Annotated in this window: 9 protein-coding genes; 3 read left to right on the top strand and 6 right to left on the bottom strand. The window is 56.5% G+C overall.

Annotated elements, in window-relative coordinates; genetic code table 11:
- Nucleotides 1-13: 13 nt before the first annotated feature.
- Nucleotides 14-820, bottom strand: a complete 807-nt coding sequence (locus ACR3FB_RS19665; protein ID WP_480566595.1) for an ABC transporter ATP-binding protein — start codon at nt 818-820, stop codon at nt 14-16.
- Between the two features lies 1 nt (nt 821).
- Nucleotides 822-1,946 (bottom strand): MlaE family lipid ABC transporter permease subunit, encoded by a 1,125-nt coding sequence (locus tag ACR3FB_RS19660; protein WP_480566593.1) that lies wholly within the window; start codon nt 1,944-1,946, stop codon nt 822-824.
- A gap of 251 nt (nt 1,947-2,197) precedes the next feature.
- Between ACR3FB_RS19660 and ACR3FB_RS19655 the strand changes: the two genes are divergently transcribed.
- The 3 genes from ACR3FB_RS19655 (at nt 2,198) to ACR3FB_RS19645 (ending at nt 6,711) form a co-directional block, all read left to right on the top strand.
- Nucleotides 2,198-4,063, top strand: a complete 1,866-nt coding sequence (locus ACR3FB_RS19655; RefSeq protein ID WP_480566807.1) for a PAS-domain containing protein — start codon at nt 2,198-2,200, stop codon at nt 4,061-4,063.
- Entirely contained in the window at nt 4,063-4,764 is a 702-nt protein-coding gene (locus ACR3FB_RS19650; RefSeq protein ID WP_480566591.1) for a response regulator transcription factor, read from the top strand. The genes ACR3FB_RS19655 and ACR3FB_RS19650 overlap by 1 nt, the downstream gene beginning before the upstream one ends.
- 93 nt (nt 4,765-4,857) lie before the next feature.
- Nucleotides 4,858-6,711: an ABC transporter ATP-binding protein gene (locus tag ACR3FB_RS19645; RefSeq protein WP_480566749.1), complete on the top strand. Its 1,854-nt coding sequence runs from the start codon at nt 4,858-4,860 to the stop codon at nt 6,709-6,711.
- A gap of 60 nt (nt 6,712-6,771) precedes the next feature.
- Here ACR3FB_RS19645 and ACR3FB_RS19640 read toward each other — a convergent pair whose 3' ends face one another.
- The 4 genes from ACR3FB_RS19640 to ACR3FB_RS19625 all read right to left on the bottom strand — a co-directional run bounded on the left by ACR3FB_RS19640 (nt 6,772) and on the right by ACR3FB_RS19625 (nt 15,003).
- Entirely contained in the window at nt 6,772-8,082 is a 1,311-nt protein-coding gene (locus tag ACR3FB_RS19640; RefSeq protein WP_480566587.1) for an HlyD family type I secretion periplasmic adaptor subunit, read from the bottom strand.
- The gene (locus ACR3FB_RS19635; RefSeq protein ID WP_480566585.1) at nt 8,066-10,213 is read right to left on the bottom strand and encodes a type I secretion system permease/ATPase; all 2,148 of its coding nucleotides are present in this window, start codon (nt 10,211-10,213) and stop codon (nt 8,066-8,068) included. Before ACR3FB_RS19635 ends, ACR3FB_RS19640 begins: the two co-directional genes overlap by 17 nt.
- 99 nt (nt 10,214-10,312) lie before the next feature.
- Nucleotides 10,313-11,152, bottom strand: coding sequence for a SapC family protein (locus ACR3FB_RS19630; protein WP_480566583.1), 840 nt, complete (start codon nt 11,150-11,152; stop codon nt 10,313-10,315).
- A gap of 38 nt (nt 11,153-11,190) precedes the next feature.
- The gene (locus ACR3FB_RS19625) at nt 11,191-15,003 is read right to left on the bottom strand and encodes a beta strand repeat-containing protein (RefSeq protein WP_480566581.1); all 3,813 of its coding nucleotides are present in this window, start codon (nt 15,001-15,003) and stop codon (nt 11,191-11,193) included.
- Nucleotides 15,004-15,107: the final 104 nt, after the last annotated feature.

Below are 15,107 nucleotides of genomic sequence, written 5' to 3'. Positions count from 1 at the left end.
CGCCTTACCTGCCTTACCCCTTCTGCTGTGCCGCGCGGGCGCGGGGGCCTGTGAAGTATTCCTGAACCCAAGGATGGTCGACCTTGGTCATCTCTTCTATCGGACCTTCAACCAGTACGCGTTTTTCTGCAAGTACCGCGATGCGGTCGCAAATCGCATACAGACTGTCCAAATCATGGGTGACCATGAAAACCGTCAGGCCCAATGCCTGCTGCAACTCTCGGATCAACTCATCATAGGCGGCGGCACCGATTGGGTCCAAACCAGCGGTGGGCTCATCTAGAAACACGATCTCGGGGTCCATGGCCAAGGCGCGAGCCAGCGCGGCCCGTTTGCGCATCCCGCCCGAAAGTTCGGATGGAAACTTGCTGCAACTCAGCTGTGGCAGACCCACTAGGCTGATCTTCAATGCGCCCAGAGATTCCATCAGTTTTTCGCTCAGGCCAGTATGTTCGCGCAGCGGGGCCATTACGTTCTGCAAAACGGTGAGCGAGGAAAACAGCGCACCATCCTGAAACGCCACGCCCCAGTGGCGTTCTATACGGCGGCGATCTTCCTCGGGTCCATTCAGGACATCTACGCCTAGTACCTCGATGCTGCCTGCCGCCGGCGTGTTCAGCCCCACAATCGTGCGCAGTAGTACCGATTTACCGGTGCCCGAGCCGCCAACGATGCCCAAGACCTCACCCCGCCAGACATCGAGATCCAGATTGTCATGGACAACCTGCGGCCCGAACTGATTGCGCAGCCCGCGCACGCGGATCACCGCCTCGCGTTGCGCATCTGCCTGAGTGGTCTGATGTTGCACCGTGCCGTCCATGTCAGATCCCAATCTCAGAGAAGAAGATCGAAAACAGGGCGTCGATGGCGATCACCATGAAGATCGACTGCACGACCGAGGCCGTGGTGCGCTGACCCACGCTCTGGGCCGAGCCTTTAACCTGCATGGCCTGCCAGCAAGCGATCACGCCAATGACCAGCGCGAAGAAGGGCGCTTTGATCAACCCAACCGCCAATTGCCAGACATCTGTGCTTTCGTTCAAACGAGTAACGAACATGCCGGGGCTGATGCCAAGGTCGATCCAGCTCATCAATCCGCCGCCGAAAAGCCCCGCAAGATCGGCGACAAAACCCAGGATTGGGAGCATGATCAAAAGGGCCAGGACACGCGGCACCACCAGCACCTCGATCGGGTCCAGACCCAGCGTGCGCATGGCGTCTATTTCCTCCTGCACCTTCATCGACCCGATTGAGGCGGTAAAGGCCGACCCCGACCGACCGGCAACGATGATAGCAGTCAGAAGGATCCCAAGCTCACGCAGAACAGAGATCGAGATCAGCTCGACCACGAAGATTTCGGCCCCGAATTGTTTCAGCTGCGTGGCCCCCTGAAAGGCCAAAACAACGCCGATCAAAAATCCCATCAACGCCACGATGGGCAGGGCTTTGAACCCGGTTTCCTCCATATGCGTAAACAGGGCAGCTCGGCGCAGACGCCAAGGCATGACCAGTGTGCGCCCAAGCCGATGCAGCGTTAGACCTAGGAACCCCAAGATCGAGAGTGTGTCCGTCCACGCGCCAACTGTTTTTTGACCCACGCTGGCGACCCAATCCACGGCATTGCGAGGCGGGGCAAGTTTTCCGGGATGGTCTGGGATGTTCTGCGAAACGGTCTCGATCAGTGCGGCATGGGCCGGTTGAACACCTCGGAATTCCAGTTGCGCGCCAGCCGTCGTGAACCGCTTGGCAAGATCCGCAACCAGCCACGCGCCGCTTGTATCCAATGCTTCGACATCGGACAGATCCAGCGTAACATGCCCTCCCTCTGGCTGAACGCCTTCAAAAGGTCCCTCGACCGGGGCAAGCGATTGCGTCAGCATTTCGCCTGCAATACGGATCCGAGTGCCATCGCTTTCGCGTTCGGCAGAAATAGTTGGGCTGCTCATATCTGTATGTGATGCAAAAAAGCCTGAATCTGCAATGGTTGTATGCCTTTGTTGCCGGATTTACAAATCTGGGATTGCGAGGCTGCGACACTTGCAACTTGCACGCCACGGTTGATTGGCGCGGACTGCTCGCCGATTGTGGGACAAAATAACCGGCTGGGCGTTCGCCTCTACACCAAGTTTAAATCTGATGCTACGGATAGGCCGCAGGGAGGGCGATCTTGACCGTTAGCGAAAAGCGCATCAAAGCGATGACGACTGCCGGACTGAATTTGATCGGTCAGGCGCTGTCGATCTATGATAACAAATTGCGTCTTGTTCTAAGCAATCGACGCTTTCAAGAGATGTTCGGTCTTCCCGACGACCTTGTGCAACCCGGCGCGTTGTTTCGTGACACGATTCACTTCTTGGTCACCCGCGGAGAATACGGGACCGAGTGCGATGTAGACGAAATGGTACAGCAGCGCGTCGAGCAAGCCATGGCGTTTGAGCCGCATTACATGGAGCGCGTCCGCCCAAACGGGCAGGTCGTCGCTGTTGAGGGATCGCCTCTGCCGCAGGGTGGTTGGGTGGCGGTTTACACCGATATCACAGGCACCAAACGCGCTGAAAACCTGCTGCGCGCCCGATCCGAGGAGCTTTCGGACCAGCTGCTCAGCCATACCGAGGAACTTTCGGCCACCAATCGCAAGCTTGCCGCCACCATCGCCGCGTTAGAGGAGGCCAAGCGCGAACTGACCGAGATCGAAGCCCGCACGCGAATGACGACCGAGATGATGCCCGCCCATATCGCGCATCTCGATGTCGATGGGCGCTACGATTACTCAAACCGGCGGCTCAGCTCGGTGCTGCCGGGTCGCCCATCTGATATTCTGGGGCTGCATATCTCCGACGCGCTTGGCCTACACGCCTTTTCAAGGGTCGAGCCGCATCTGTCAAAAGCCTATGGCGGCGAAACCTCCGTTTTTGAGTTCACGGAAGAACAGGATTCCCGCCGCATTCGCGTGTCCTTTACCCCTGATGGGGAAGGAGGCGTCTACATCATGTCCGTGGACATCACCGAGGAAACCCAAACCCGCGTTGCGTTGCAACAAACGCGCCGCCGCGAGATGGCCGCGCAGATGACCAGCGGGCTGGCGCATGATTTTTCGAACTTGCTGACCATCATCCTGGGGATGCAGGGGCGGTTGGATAAGATGAATCTGCCCGATGAAGCGCATGAACTGATCGCGGCGACCCGCCAGACCGCGCAGCGCGGTGGGCAGCTTTTGAACCGGATCGCGGATATGACGGGGAACCGGATGCCTCAGCCCAAAGCGACGGATATGCTTCAATTGCTAGAGGATCTGCGCATTCTCGCCTCACCTTCTCTACCGCGTGGGGTGGGGCTTTCGGTGGTCAACACGCTGCCCGATCAGGCCCTTATGCTGGACCCGGGGATGGTGCAGGATGCCTTGCTGAATTTGGTCCTGAATGCCCGCGATGCTTGCGGCAACAACGGTCAGATCACCATCAGCGCCCATGCGATTGGCGCGATTTGGGTTGAGATTACGGTCTCTGATACCGGGCCGGGGTTCTCGCCCGAAGCGCTGGACAAAGCCCTCAATCCGTTTTTTACCACCAAGGGCAGCGACGGGTCCGGTCTTGGCTTGCCAATGGTCTATGACACGGTGAAACTAGCCGGAGGGGACCTGAGCCTGAAGAACACGCCCTCGGGTGCGTCGGTTGTATTGCGGCTTCCGTACCGCCCTGCGCCCCCCATGCGCGGCGGAATGGTTCTTCTGGTCGAAGATAACCAGGACTTGCGCCTCCAGTTCCGCGACATGCTGATCGACTTTGGATTCTCTGTCATCGAGGCAACCTCGGTCGACGAGGCGTTGACGCTGGTGAGCGAACTGGATGACATTGTTCTGGTCCTGTCCGATATCCGGTTGGAAGGAGAGGCAACTGGGCTGGACCTGATGGAGCGTCTCAAACCCCGGCTGCCATGTATCTTGATGACGTCGTTGCCATCGACTGATCCTGTATTGAAGCGTGCAATCGGTCGGGTGCCCGTCCTGCACAAACCGTTCACTCCCAAACAACTATCGGCTTTGATCCGAACCGAGGCTGCTTGATGACTCAACCTTTGGTGACCATTCTCGATGATGAACCCGAGATCCGCCATATTCTGACGGAGACCCTGCAAGACGCAGGTTTCCGAACCCAGAGCTTTTCACGAGCCCGCGAATTCGAGGCGGCGTTGAACCGTGTGACGCCCGATGTCTGCCTGGTTGATCTGTCCCTGCCAGATACGGATGGTCTGGCGCTGGTGCATCGCCTAGCCCTGGAGCAGGGCGCCGCCGTCATCATCATTTCAGGACGCGCGCAGGTGCAGGATCGGGTCACCGGGTTAGAGCTTGGGGCTGACGACTATATTACCAAACCGTTCGACCCTGCTGAGGTCTTGGCGCGCGTGCGGGCGCGCTTGCGGGCTCCGAAGGGGCAGGCGGCGCATTCGGAGACGGCCAGTTTCAACGGTTGGGTCGCGCATTTTGACCGATATGTTCTCGAGGATCAAAACGGTGCAGAAACCGCGTTCAGCCATGCAGAAGGTGAAGTGCTGCGTTTGTTCCTTGAAAGCCCAAAACGGCTGATCAGCCGCGCCCAAATGCAGGAAACTTTGGGCGGCGCGGCTGGCGAGAGCTTTGATCGTGCAATGGATGTGCGTATATCCCGTCTCAGAACCAAGTTGGGCGAAGATCCCAAAAACCCGCGATTGATCAAAACGATCTATGGCGCAGGCTATATTTTCCTGGGCGATGTGGTCTGGCACTGAAAGTCCCGGTGCGCGCATTTGACCCTGCATCAAGGATATCTGCACGGGTGGGCTGGAATCTCGGGCTTGTCCTGATTAACTAAAGCGACCTCGATGACCGAGGGCAGAGGTCTAAGGCACCTCTGTTTAACCGTGCGGTTGCCCGATAAAGGCGGCGACACAGGCGATCTGGAGTGTGAAATGATCGGCAAGGCCTGGGCAAAATGGCGATCTGGCTATATCGGTCGGCTTGTCGTGGAAAGCCTGCGCAAGCAAGGATGGATGTACGGCATTGCGATGGGTGCGATGGTGATCGTTGCCGCCACGACCGCTGGTACGGCTTGGATGATGGAAAACATCGTTGATGCCATGACCACCCCAGAAATGAGGTCTCAGGCACATTGGATCGCGCTTGTTGTCGTCGGGCTGTTCGGAGCCAAGGCGTTGGCTTCCTATATTCAGTCGATTTTTTTGGCACGCGCGGGGAACCGAATTATCGCGGTCCAGCAGGAGCGGTTATACAATCGGCTACTGCAGCGCGGTATCGGGTATTTTGCCGAGATCGAATCCTCGAACCTGTTGATGAGGGTCACCGCAGGAGCGGGGGCCGCCCGGAACCTGGTAAACATCATCGTGACCAGCTTCGTGCGCGACGCGCTCACGCTTGTGGGTCTGATTGTCGTCATGATCTATCAGCAACCGCTGCTGTCCGTGCTGTTTTTCGTCGTTGGTCCGGTTGCGTTGATCAGCGTGCGCTATCTGTTGAAAAACGTGCGGCGCATTATGCAGGCCGAGTTGAAATACCTCTCCGAGATCATTCAGGTCCTGCAAGAAACATCGAACGGGATCAAAGTCATTAAGGTGTTCAGCCTTGAAAACCGAATGACCGACCGGATGAACACTGCGATCAAACGCGTCGAAAAACGCTCGAACGACATCGCCTCTTTGCAGGCCATCGCAAGTCCGTTGATGGAGTTTCTGGCGGGTCTGGCAATTGCTGGTATCCTGGTAGTCAGCACATTGGGGATCGGTGGGGCTGAGCCTCCGACTGCGGGTCAGCTTATGTCGTTTATCACGGCCTTGCTGATGGCCTATGAACCTGCCAAGCGCTTGTCGAAAATGCGGGTTTCGATCGAGACCTGCATGGTGCCGATTGGCATGATGTTTGAGCTTCTGGATGAACAGGATTCGATGCAGGAGCATGCCGAACCAAAAGAGATGATTTCAGGCCCTGGCGAAATCCGCTTGCGTGATGTGACTTTTGGGTATCAAGGGGCATTGCCCGTGATCAAAGATATGGATGTCACTTTCGAAGCGGGAAAAACCACGGCGCTCGTGGGCCAATCCGGAGGAGGAAAATCCACGATTTTCGGCCTGATCATGCGGTTTTACGACCCCAACCATGGCTACGTTGAGATTGACGGCCAGGATCTGACCGAGGTCAGCTTTGCATCGCTGCGCCGTAAGATATCCTATGTCGGGCAGGACACGTTCCTGTTCTCAACCACCGTCATGGACAATTTGCGCTACGTAGCGCCCGACGCGACGGATGACGAAATTTTTGCAGCTGCGCGCGCTGCGCATGCGCATGACTTCATCTCTCAGTTGCCAAAGGGTTATGACACTCAGGTAGGGGAAAACGGAGCTTTCTTGTCCGGAGGTCAGAAGCAGCGGATCGCAATTGCTAGGGCGATTTTGCGCAAAGCAGAAATCCTTCTGCTGGATGAGGCCACAAGTGCGCTCGACGCAGAATCTGAAACTCTGGTCAAAGAGGCATTGGACAAGTTAACGGAAGGGGTCACGACAATCGTAATTGCCCACCGGTTGTCGACCGTATTGGAAGCGGACAACATTATGGTCGTTCAGGATGGTCAAATCGTTGAGCAAGGGACCTTGAATGTGTTGTTGGAAGAAAACGGCGCATTCAAACGTCTATTTGACCAGCAATTCAAAAAGCCTACCTCCTGATCGTACTTCGATTTCCCGCGACTTCATTGACTTGAATTTGTTGACATGACCAAGCCTGCGTTATTCCCGCAGCGCTTGGTCCTTAATTTTCACGACCGGTTGGATCAAATAGTCCAGAACGGTTTTGCGCCCAGCCAGAATGTCGACCTCGGCAATCATGCCAGGAATGATTTCAACAGCTATCCCCGAGGCGTCGAGCATCGTGCCGTTGGTCCGGATCTCGATGACAAAGACCTCTTCGTCACTACGCTCGGACCGGGTGATGGTATCTGCGCCAATTCGAACAATTTCCCCGTCCAGTCCTCCGTAGCGGACGAAATCATAGGCGGTGATTTTGACTTTGACGGGCTGTCCCGCATGGAGAAACGCTATATCTTGCGGGCGAACATAGGCTTTGACCAGTAAACTGTCATCCAGTGGAACGATCTCGACCAACTCCTCCCCGGTGCGGGCAAGACCACCAATCGTGGTACGGTGGATGCGGTTTACGATGCCGCGCGCCGGAGATTGAACGTTTGCGCGGGACGCCCGATCCTGCAAAGCTGGCAGCATTGGTTCTAGGGCGGACAGTTCAGCGGTTGCGACGGCGAGGTCGGTCAGAGCATTGCTCCGAAATCTGCTGCGCGCCGCTCGGATTCGGTCGTCAATCTCTTCCAGACCGGTTTTTAGTCGACTGGTCGCAGCCTCGGCTCTGACCCGGCGACCCTTCCATTCCGCCTCGCTGCGCCTAAGCGCCAAAAGTGTGGTCGCGGGTTCCATTTTGCTGGCGACCAGAGGAGCCATCATCGCCCTTTCCTCAGCCAGAACATTCAGTGTCTCTTCGGCGGTGACCTGATCTACCAATCCTTCTTCGTATTCCCTATGGCGTTGTTGTTGCTGTCGCAGCAAGATGCTAATTTCAGCCTGCAGTTCGGCTTGCCGGCCCTGATACAAAGCCCTTTCAGATTGAACGACATCCGGGGCGCCTGTGACGAGCGCAGCGTCAAACTGAAGGTTCCGCCCCTCGATCTCGGACTGTAGCCGCTGGATTCGAGCCATCAGGCCAAAAGCACGTTGTTGTTTCTGTCTCAACTGACTGTCGATTTGGGTCGTGTCGAATTCCATCAACAAGGTGCCGGCTTGAACCACTTGGCCTTCTCGCACGTGGAGTGCCTTCAAAACGCCTGGTTCTGTAGCTTCGATGATCTGGATGTCTCCAGATGGCACGATCCGGCCATCTACGCGGGTTACGTCGTCCAACTCGGTCAGATAGGCCCAAAGCCCGGCTGAAAGGAGGCACGCGAGAATTGCCATTAGCAGTAGAGAATTCCGCAAAGGCGAGGCTCCGCGCATAGCGCGTGCCAATGAGGCAAGATCATGATGCTGCGACATTCAGGTGCCTCCTGTTTTGGCGTGCATGTTGTGATAGAAGGCTTTTTGGCCCGTCTTTCGCGATTTGGCCGTCGTCAATGACGATAATGCGGTCCACCAGCTCCAAGAGGCTAGGACGGTGCGTGACGATGACCATCGTCGTGTCCGGGGTCGCCTGCCTGAGGCGATTCAGAACGCGCGCCTCGGTTTGAACATCCATGGCGCTTGTCGGCTCATCCAGCAGCAGAACCGATGGCTTGCCGATCAAGGCCCGCGCCAAGGCAATCGCTTGTCTTTGTCCACCTGAAAGCCCTTCTCCCCTTTCCGCAAGCTGTTGATCATAACCTGCTGGATGACGCGCTACAAAATCCTCAACTCCGGCAATTTGCCCGGCTTCAATCACTTCTTTGTCATTCGGCCTGATGGTGCCACTGGCGATGTTTTCGCGGATCGAGCCGGAAAACAGCCAAACATCCTGCAGAACAGAGCCGACACCTCGTCGTAGATCGCCTGGGTCAATTTGCCGAATGTCCAACCCATCCAGCATGATCGACCCGACCCGAGGCGCATAGAGGCCCAGCAACAGTCGCGCGATTGTGCTTTTGCCCGAGCCAATTTGGCCAAGAATTGCGACTTTCTCACCAGGGTTGATGGTGAAGGAAACACCTCTCAACGTGTCTTCGGATTGATCCGGGTATGCGAAATGGACGTTGCTAAACGAAATCGCGCCCTTGAAGTGTGAACGGCCGATCCAGGTTCTGCCTTCCGGTCGCTCACTGTCTGCCCGCATAATCTGGTTGAGGTTTCGAAAAGCGCTGCGCGCCTGATTGTATCGCGTTAAAGTTTGCGCCAATTGCCCCAGGGGTGCCAAGGCGCGACCCGTCAACATGACTGCGGCGATCAGGGCACCCATGCTGGTTTGTCCTTCCGTTACCAGGAACACGCCATAGAATACGATAAGGACCTGCGCCGTCTGTTGCGTGAGGCCGGTCAGGTTCAGGGCGAATTGTGTAATCGCGCGACTGCGAACTCCGTGGCTCGATTGTCGTTCTATCGCACTTTCCCAACGGGAACGCATCTGACGATCCGCAGAGCTTGTTTTAATGGTCTCGAGGCCAGAGACGGTCTCAACAAGAACCGATTGTTTGGATTGACCATCCTTGAATTGGCGTTCGGTCAACCGCGATAGCATGGGTTGGGCGAGCAAACCGGTCAGCAGAACAATGGGTACTGCCATCGCAGGAACGATGGCCAGTGGGCCGCCCACCAAGTAGATCACCAAGACAAACAGAGCGATGAAGGGTAGATCGACGATCGCAACCAATGTTGCGGATGTGAAAAACTCGCGCAGAGTTTCGAACTCGCGAACTGTATTTGCCATCGCGCCGGTCGATCCGGTGCGAGATTTCATTTGGATATCGAGTAGCTTGTCAAAAATGCGCCGTCCCATCAGCCGATCAGCCTTTTGGCCGGCCTGATCAATGAATCCAGCTCTTAGGATCTTGAGTAGGAAATCGAAACCAAGAGCGAGGCCCACGCCTATGGTTAGTGCAATCAATGACTCCGTTGCTTCATTTGGAAGAACACGGTCATAGACGACCATGATGAAGATAGAAGTTGAAAGCCCTAGAAGATTGGCGAGCGCCGCTGCGAGAATGACCTGGAAGTAAGACCATCGACTAGCCGCCAAAGCAGACCAGAACCAATGTCCAGACCTTTGGATCTCGCCGCTCTTAGTGATATCTTGATGACCTCGACGAAACAGGATTGCATAGCCGGTATACGTTTTTTCCAACTGTTCTTCAGGAATTGTCCCGATTCCAGACCCGATGCAAGGGTCGTACACCAACAGCATGCCGTCGTCGCTGCGCCCATGATAGACGACGGATCGTCCCCCCTTGAGCAGCAGTATGGTTGGGGACAAGTCGTCATTCAGTTTGCTGAGTGAACGCGTGCCATACCCAGCTTGAAGACCGCTTTGTCGTGCAAGCGCCAGTACGTCACTTATCGAGAGACCGGTTTCTAAATCTGACTGCGCGGCAAAGAGAGACGCTTTTGTTATTGGGCGTTCAAGTGTCTCGCCCACATGCAACATACACGTTTCGAGTTCTGTCAAACGTGATGTATCCGGTAGGGTTTCGTGCCGCGTCATGAATCAGTTCCTCTCCGGCAAGTTTTGGCAGCGAAGAAATGGAGTATGCCCGCTGAACGGATCTGATTTGGTTTTGTCCAGCTGCCTGGCGACCAGGGGTCATTGGGCATAAGCGTGTAGCTCCGAATTCTGACGCCAAGAGGTTTCGCTTGTTTGCGCATCGACCAATGCAGACAAGAAGCCGTCGGCATTGGTCTTCCGCGCAAAATCCACCGAGCTCGGATTTTGTGTCATTCGTGATTGTGCTTGGGTCAACCAGGCTATGTGAGATAGTGAGATTTGATGCGCGTAGACTAGCTTCAGAGCGCCACTAGCCGTAAGTGTGGCCAGCTGCTTATTCGTCAAACTATTCAGCCGATCAGGCGAGATACCCCAACAGCCCTTTGGTAGTGAACAGCGCTCGTATTGGTTCAGCGGGTTCAGCAAGTGCATTTCCACAAGCAGATCACAAATCGCCTTAGTAGATTGTGCCGACGACATGCGACCTTGGAAGAACGTCACAACAGGTTCGAGACTGGAAGAAAGTGCTCCCATTTCACTAAAAAAGGCCTCATCTTTGGGGTCATCACTGATCAAACCAAGGGTTTCGTCGACCAGCAACTGAAATTGATCTTCCTTGACTTTCCCATCTCTTGGTATTGGTTTGGCATCGAATGGCGGGCACCTCATCGCCGAGGGCAAGTATGGTGCCAGCCATATGCCTGTTTCAGACACAAATGGGTTTTCAGCCTCTTCTGTCAGGGAAAACACTGCGACCGGCTCTACCCCGCTCTCCGTTTTGCGGAACACAAGCGGGAAAGCAGCCGCTACGGGGAAAACTTCTGCCGCAACAACTGAACATTCGGTCACGTGCCTTGTATGATCGAATGAGGTAAAGCGTTTCCAGAACTTGTGACCATACCTCTGGAATGAGAGGGGTTTGAGGTGGGTTTTTGACATGGCTGCCTTCCAAGCTCTCGGCCAATCCTAGAAAAGGACTAGGCGGTGGCACCTGTGGGATCGGTATACAGGATATTGTCTGCACTCAGGCTGTTCAGATCATTCAGACCATCGAACACGGCGAGCGTATCAACAGTGACGTCGTCTGATGCAGAGAAGCTGGCTTTGACGAGCTTGGCGTCGGTTCCATCGGTTGTCAGGGCATAGATCTCGTCTCCGGCCTGCGCTCCGACCAGGCTCTCCAATGACAATTCAATGGTGCTGGCCGTGAGGTCGCTGAGGATGGTCGTAAAGCCGACGAAGCCTGTATCTATTCCCAGATTGCCGCCTTGGCTCAGGAACTCCACGTCCGTTCCCGTGCCTCGCAACGTGGCGACGTCGAGGCCCCTGAACATCAGGGTATCTGCGACTTCCGTTGCAGTTCCGGTGCTGAACCCCGTAATTATATCCGTGCCATTGATTGCAGGGTCTGCTTCGAACACAACGATGTCTCGGCCTGCCTCTGTCAGGTCAATCGTATCGTCGCCATCACCCCCCCTGATGATCGTGTCCACATTGCTTGCGCCTATGACATCGTCAGTGGTCGTCCCTGATTGGTAGACAGAGTCGCCTCCGTTTGGCGTGACGATCTTCAGCTCAAAGGGTTGATTGATGTCCTGAATGTCGACGGAAAACTGCACGAGAGGGGCCGAAATGTCGGAGAAACTGAGTGTGGCTCCGGCGAAATTGACGAAACTGGGGTTGGCTGCGTTCACGGCAAGAGGCAATTGCCCGTTGAATATGATGGAGCCGCTGTCAAAGGTGACCTGAGCGGAGTCGAACTCTAAACGCATGTCTACAAATAACCCGCTCGACAGATCACGGTCGGCTTCCGAATAAACCGCGAACTGGACGGTTGAGCCGCTTCTGCCGACTTCCGAGATGACATAGGCTGCGGGCGTATGAGCTGTGGCGTCAGCACTCACCGGAAGGGGATCAGGCCCTCCGGATACTGTTGCTTCTGCCGAGAAACTCAGATCCGTCCCGGCCGTCGTGCCGGCAAAAGCGGAGGCTGCGATAGGCGCAGACCATGTTCCATTTGCTGCGACGGTTGCGGTGCCAACGGATGTACTGCCCAACAGGATATCCACCGCCTGCCCAGCGGCGAGACCGACCGAAGAACCGCCGACTGTAATCCCGGAACTTTGCGCATTAGCAAGAGAGATCGCCCCATTGGTTCCAATCGAATCGAGGTTCAAGGTTGGTCGGAAATCGGTTGAGAAGTAACCTGTTGCCGCGTTGGAGGTATTGCCTGCAGCGTCTTCAACCGATGCCGAGATCTGGAAGCTAGTGCTGTCTGCCAAGGCCGCGAGATCGCCGGTTGGAATATCCGCACTCCAACTTCCGTTCATTGCGGTGGCTGTATAGGTCTCGCCGTCCAAGTTGATGGTTACAGTGTCTCCGTTGTCGGCCGTTGTTGTGCCTGAAACCGTCAGGTCCTGCTCACGTTCCACGACATCCAGGACTGATCCGATGGACAGTGGATCGAGGGTAATGCTGGGTGCCGCAAAATCAGTTATGAAGCCCATTGTGGTCTGGGACGTATTTCCAGCTGCATCAGCCACAGTCGCGGTGATGGTATAGCTTTCCTGATCCTGAAGCCCCAAAAGATCGGACGCATTTGTCACCAATGTCCAATTGCCACCAGTGACGGTTGTCGTCTCGCTGATGTCAACCGTGCCGTCGGCGCGGGCGATCGTGATAGACACGACAGCCCCAACGCCTGCATCGCTTGTGCCCGAAATGGTCAGATCTGTTGCCCGCTCGGTGGCGTTCATGATCGAGCCGTCCGAAACACCCGTGATCGCTATGGTTGGATCAGTGAAATCTGTATCGAAGCTGCCTGTCGCCCGAACAGCCGGGTTTTCGGCGATGTCTGAGACATCTGCCGTCACGGCAATTGTTGCTCCGTCTGCCAAGAGTGCCAGATCAGCGGCTGGTACGGTAACGGTCCACGACCCGCCCGAAGCCTCGGCGGTGTAGGTGAGCCCATTCATCCCAACGGTTACGGTTTGATCGTCTTCAGCTGAGGTGGAACCCGAAATGGTCAGGTCGGTTCCGCGCTCCGCCGCATTCATGACAGCACCGTCCGAGAAGCTGTCGACGGTCACCGTCGGAGCGCTGACATCTTTGGCCAATTGCGCCGTTGCTTGAGGCGCTGCCAGCCCGTCCACGTCAGATACATTGGCTGTTATCGTAAAATCGCCGCCATCGGACAGAGACGCGAGATCGGCTGTCGGGACGGTTATGCTCCAGTTGCCACCCGAAACGAGGTCCGTATAGGTCTGGCCGTTCAGCACGACGGAAACTTGCTGGTTGTCGCCAACATTTCCGGTTGTTCCTGAAATGGTCAAATCTGAACCGGCTTCGGCAGCGTTCAGGATATCACCTACGGACAAGGGCGAAATGGCAATGGAGGGACCAGAGAGATCGACGGGCACCGTGGCCGTCACGGTGGTCGCCGGGTTGCCAGCCGCATCCGCGAGCGAAACACTGATCTCTGCCGGGGTGCCCGTCGTCAACCCGGCAAGATCCGCGTTGGGAATAGTGACAGACCAACTGCCGCCCAGCGTCGTGCCGGTAAAGGACTGCCCATCCAATACAAGCGTTACAGTTTGGTTGTCCTCAGCCGAGGTCGCCCCGGTCACGGTCAGATCGCCGGTTACATCAATAAGGTCGATGGACCCTCCGCCGACCGGATCGAGCGTGAGGGTTGGAGCCGTGAAGTCCGTATCGAAGCTGTTGCTGGCTTGAACGGCCGTGTTGCCAGCGCGATCCGAAACATCCGCTGTCACGCTGATGGTTGCCCTATCCGACAAGGCTGCCAGATCGGCGGCTGGAACGGTTGCCGACCATTGGCCGTTGGACACCGTACCGGTGTAAGTCTGACCATTCAGAGTGACGCTCACCGACTGCCCGTTTTCCGCGTCTGTCGCACCACTTACGACAAGATCTGTTCCCTGCTCGGCGGCGTTCGTGACGGCGCCATCCGAGAAACTGTCAATGCTGAGTGTTGGTGGGATGGTGTCTACGACCACGGTTGCCGTCGATACGGAGATCTCGTCCCCCAAGGTATCAAGCATACGGACAGTCACCGTGGACTGTCCTTGGGCCAGGGCGCTCGTCTCGGGCGCTGTGAGGGTGACGGTCCAGTTCCCCACGGAATCCGGTGTCACGGTTTTGGTCACGGAACCGATCGTGACCTCGACCGACGTCGCATCGTCTGGTGCAGTTGCGTTGGTCAGAGTGCTATCGAGGGAGGTGGCCTGCAACTCTGCCAAATTCAGAGTCGGGAAGTTTGGCGCAGGGGCTGGATCGTCCCCGCCGCCGCCTCCGCCGCCGCCACCTGCCGCCGCAGCACCGGCGAGACCAAGACCCGCCGCCGCAGCACCCATGCCGCCCAGACCACCTGCTGCTGAGGCGGCTCCGGCCTCGGCGACGGCGCTGAATTCGACGATCTGCGAAACCATCGCCTCGGCGATCATGATCGAGCCACTTTCAAGGACCTGAACATGTTCAGCCGCAACTACCATCGTGCGCCCATCGAGCATTTTCAGAAGGACATCCCCGTTGTCCATCAGCTTGGCGGATTTCACACCCGGGATCGTATCCGCGAATTGGAACGCATAGAGTTCCTCAACCGTCGCCTGCGCAAAAGCCGGAAGGGCCAGCAAGGTCGACACCAAACCGCCCGCAATGCCGCGCCCGGATAGTTTGCGCAGATTGCGTTCGATCCACGAGCGTTTGTGGCGATCACGGTCTGCCCCTGAAAGATCGGCTGGCGTATCAGTATTGCGCTCAGGTGTCTTCATCGTCTTGCCCCTCAGATTTGGTGTCCGCGATCCTGGGAAGGCCGTCCCCGACATGACGCTTTCTTCATCTGTCTTGCCTTCCGGTTACCACCGCGGGCGAACCT

It is taken from the genome of Ruegeria sp. AO1 (genome assembly GCF_056535985.1).
This window is presented reverse-complemented; position numbering and strand designations above follow the sequence as displayed.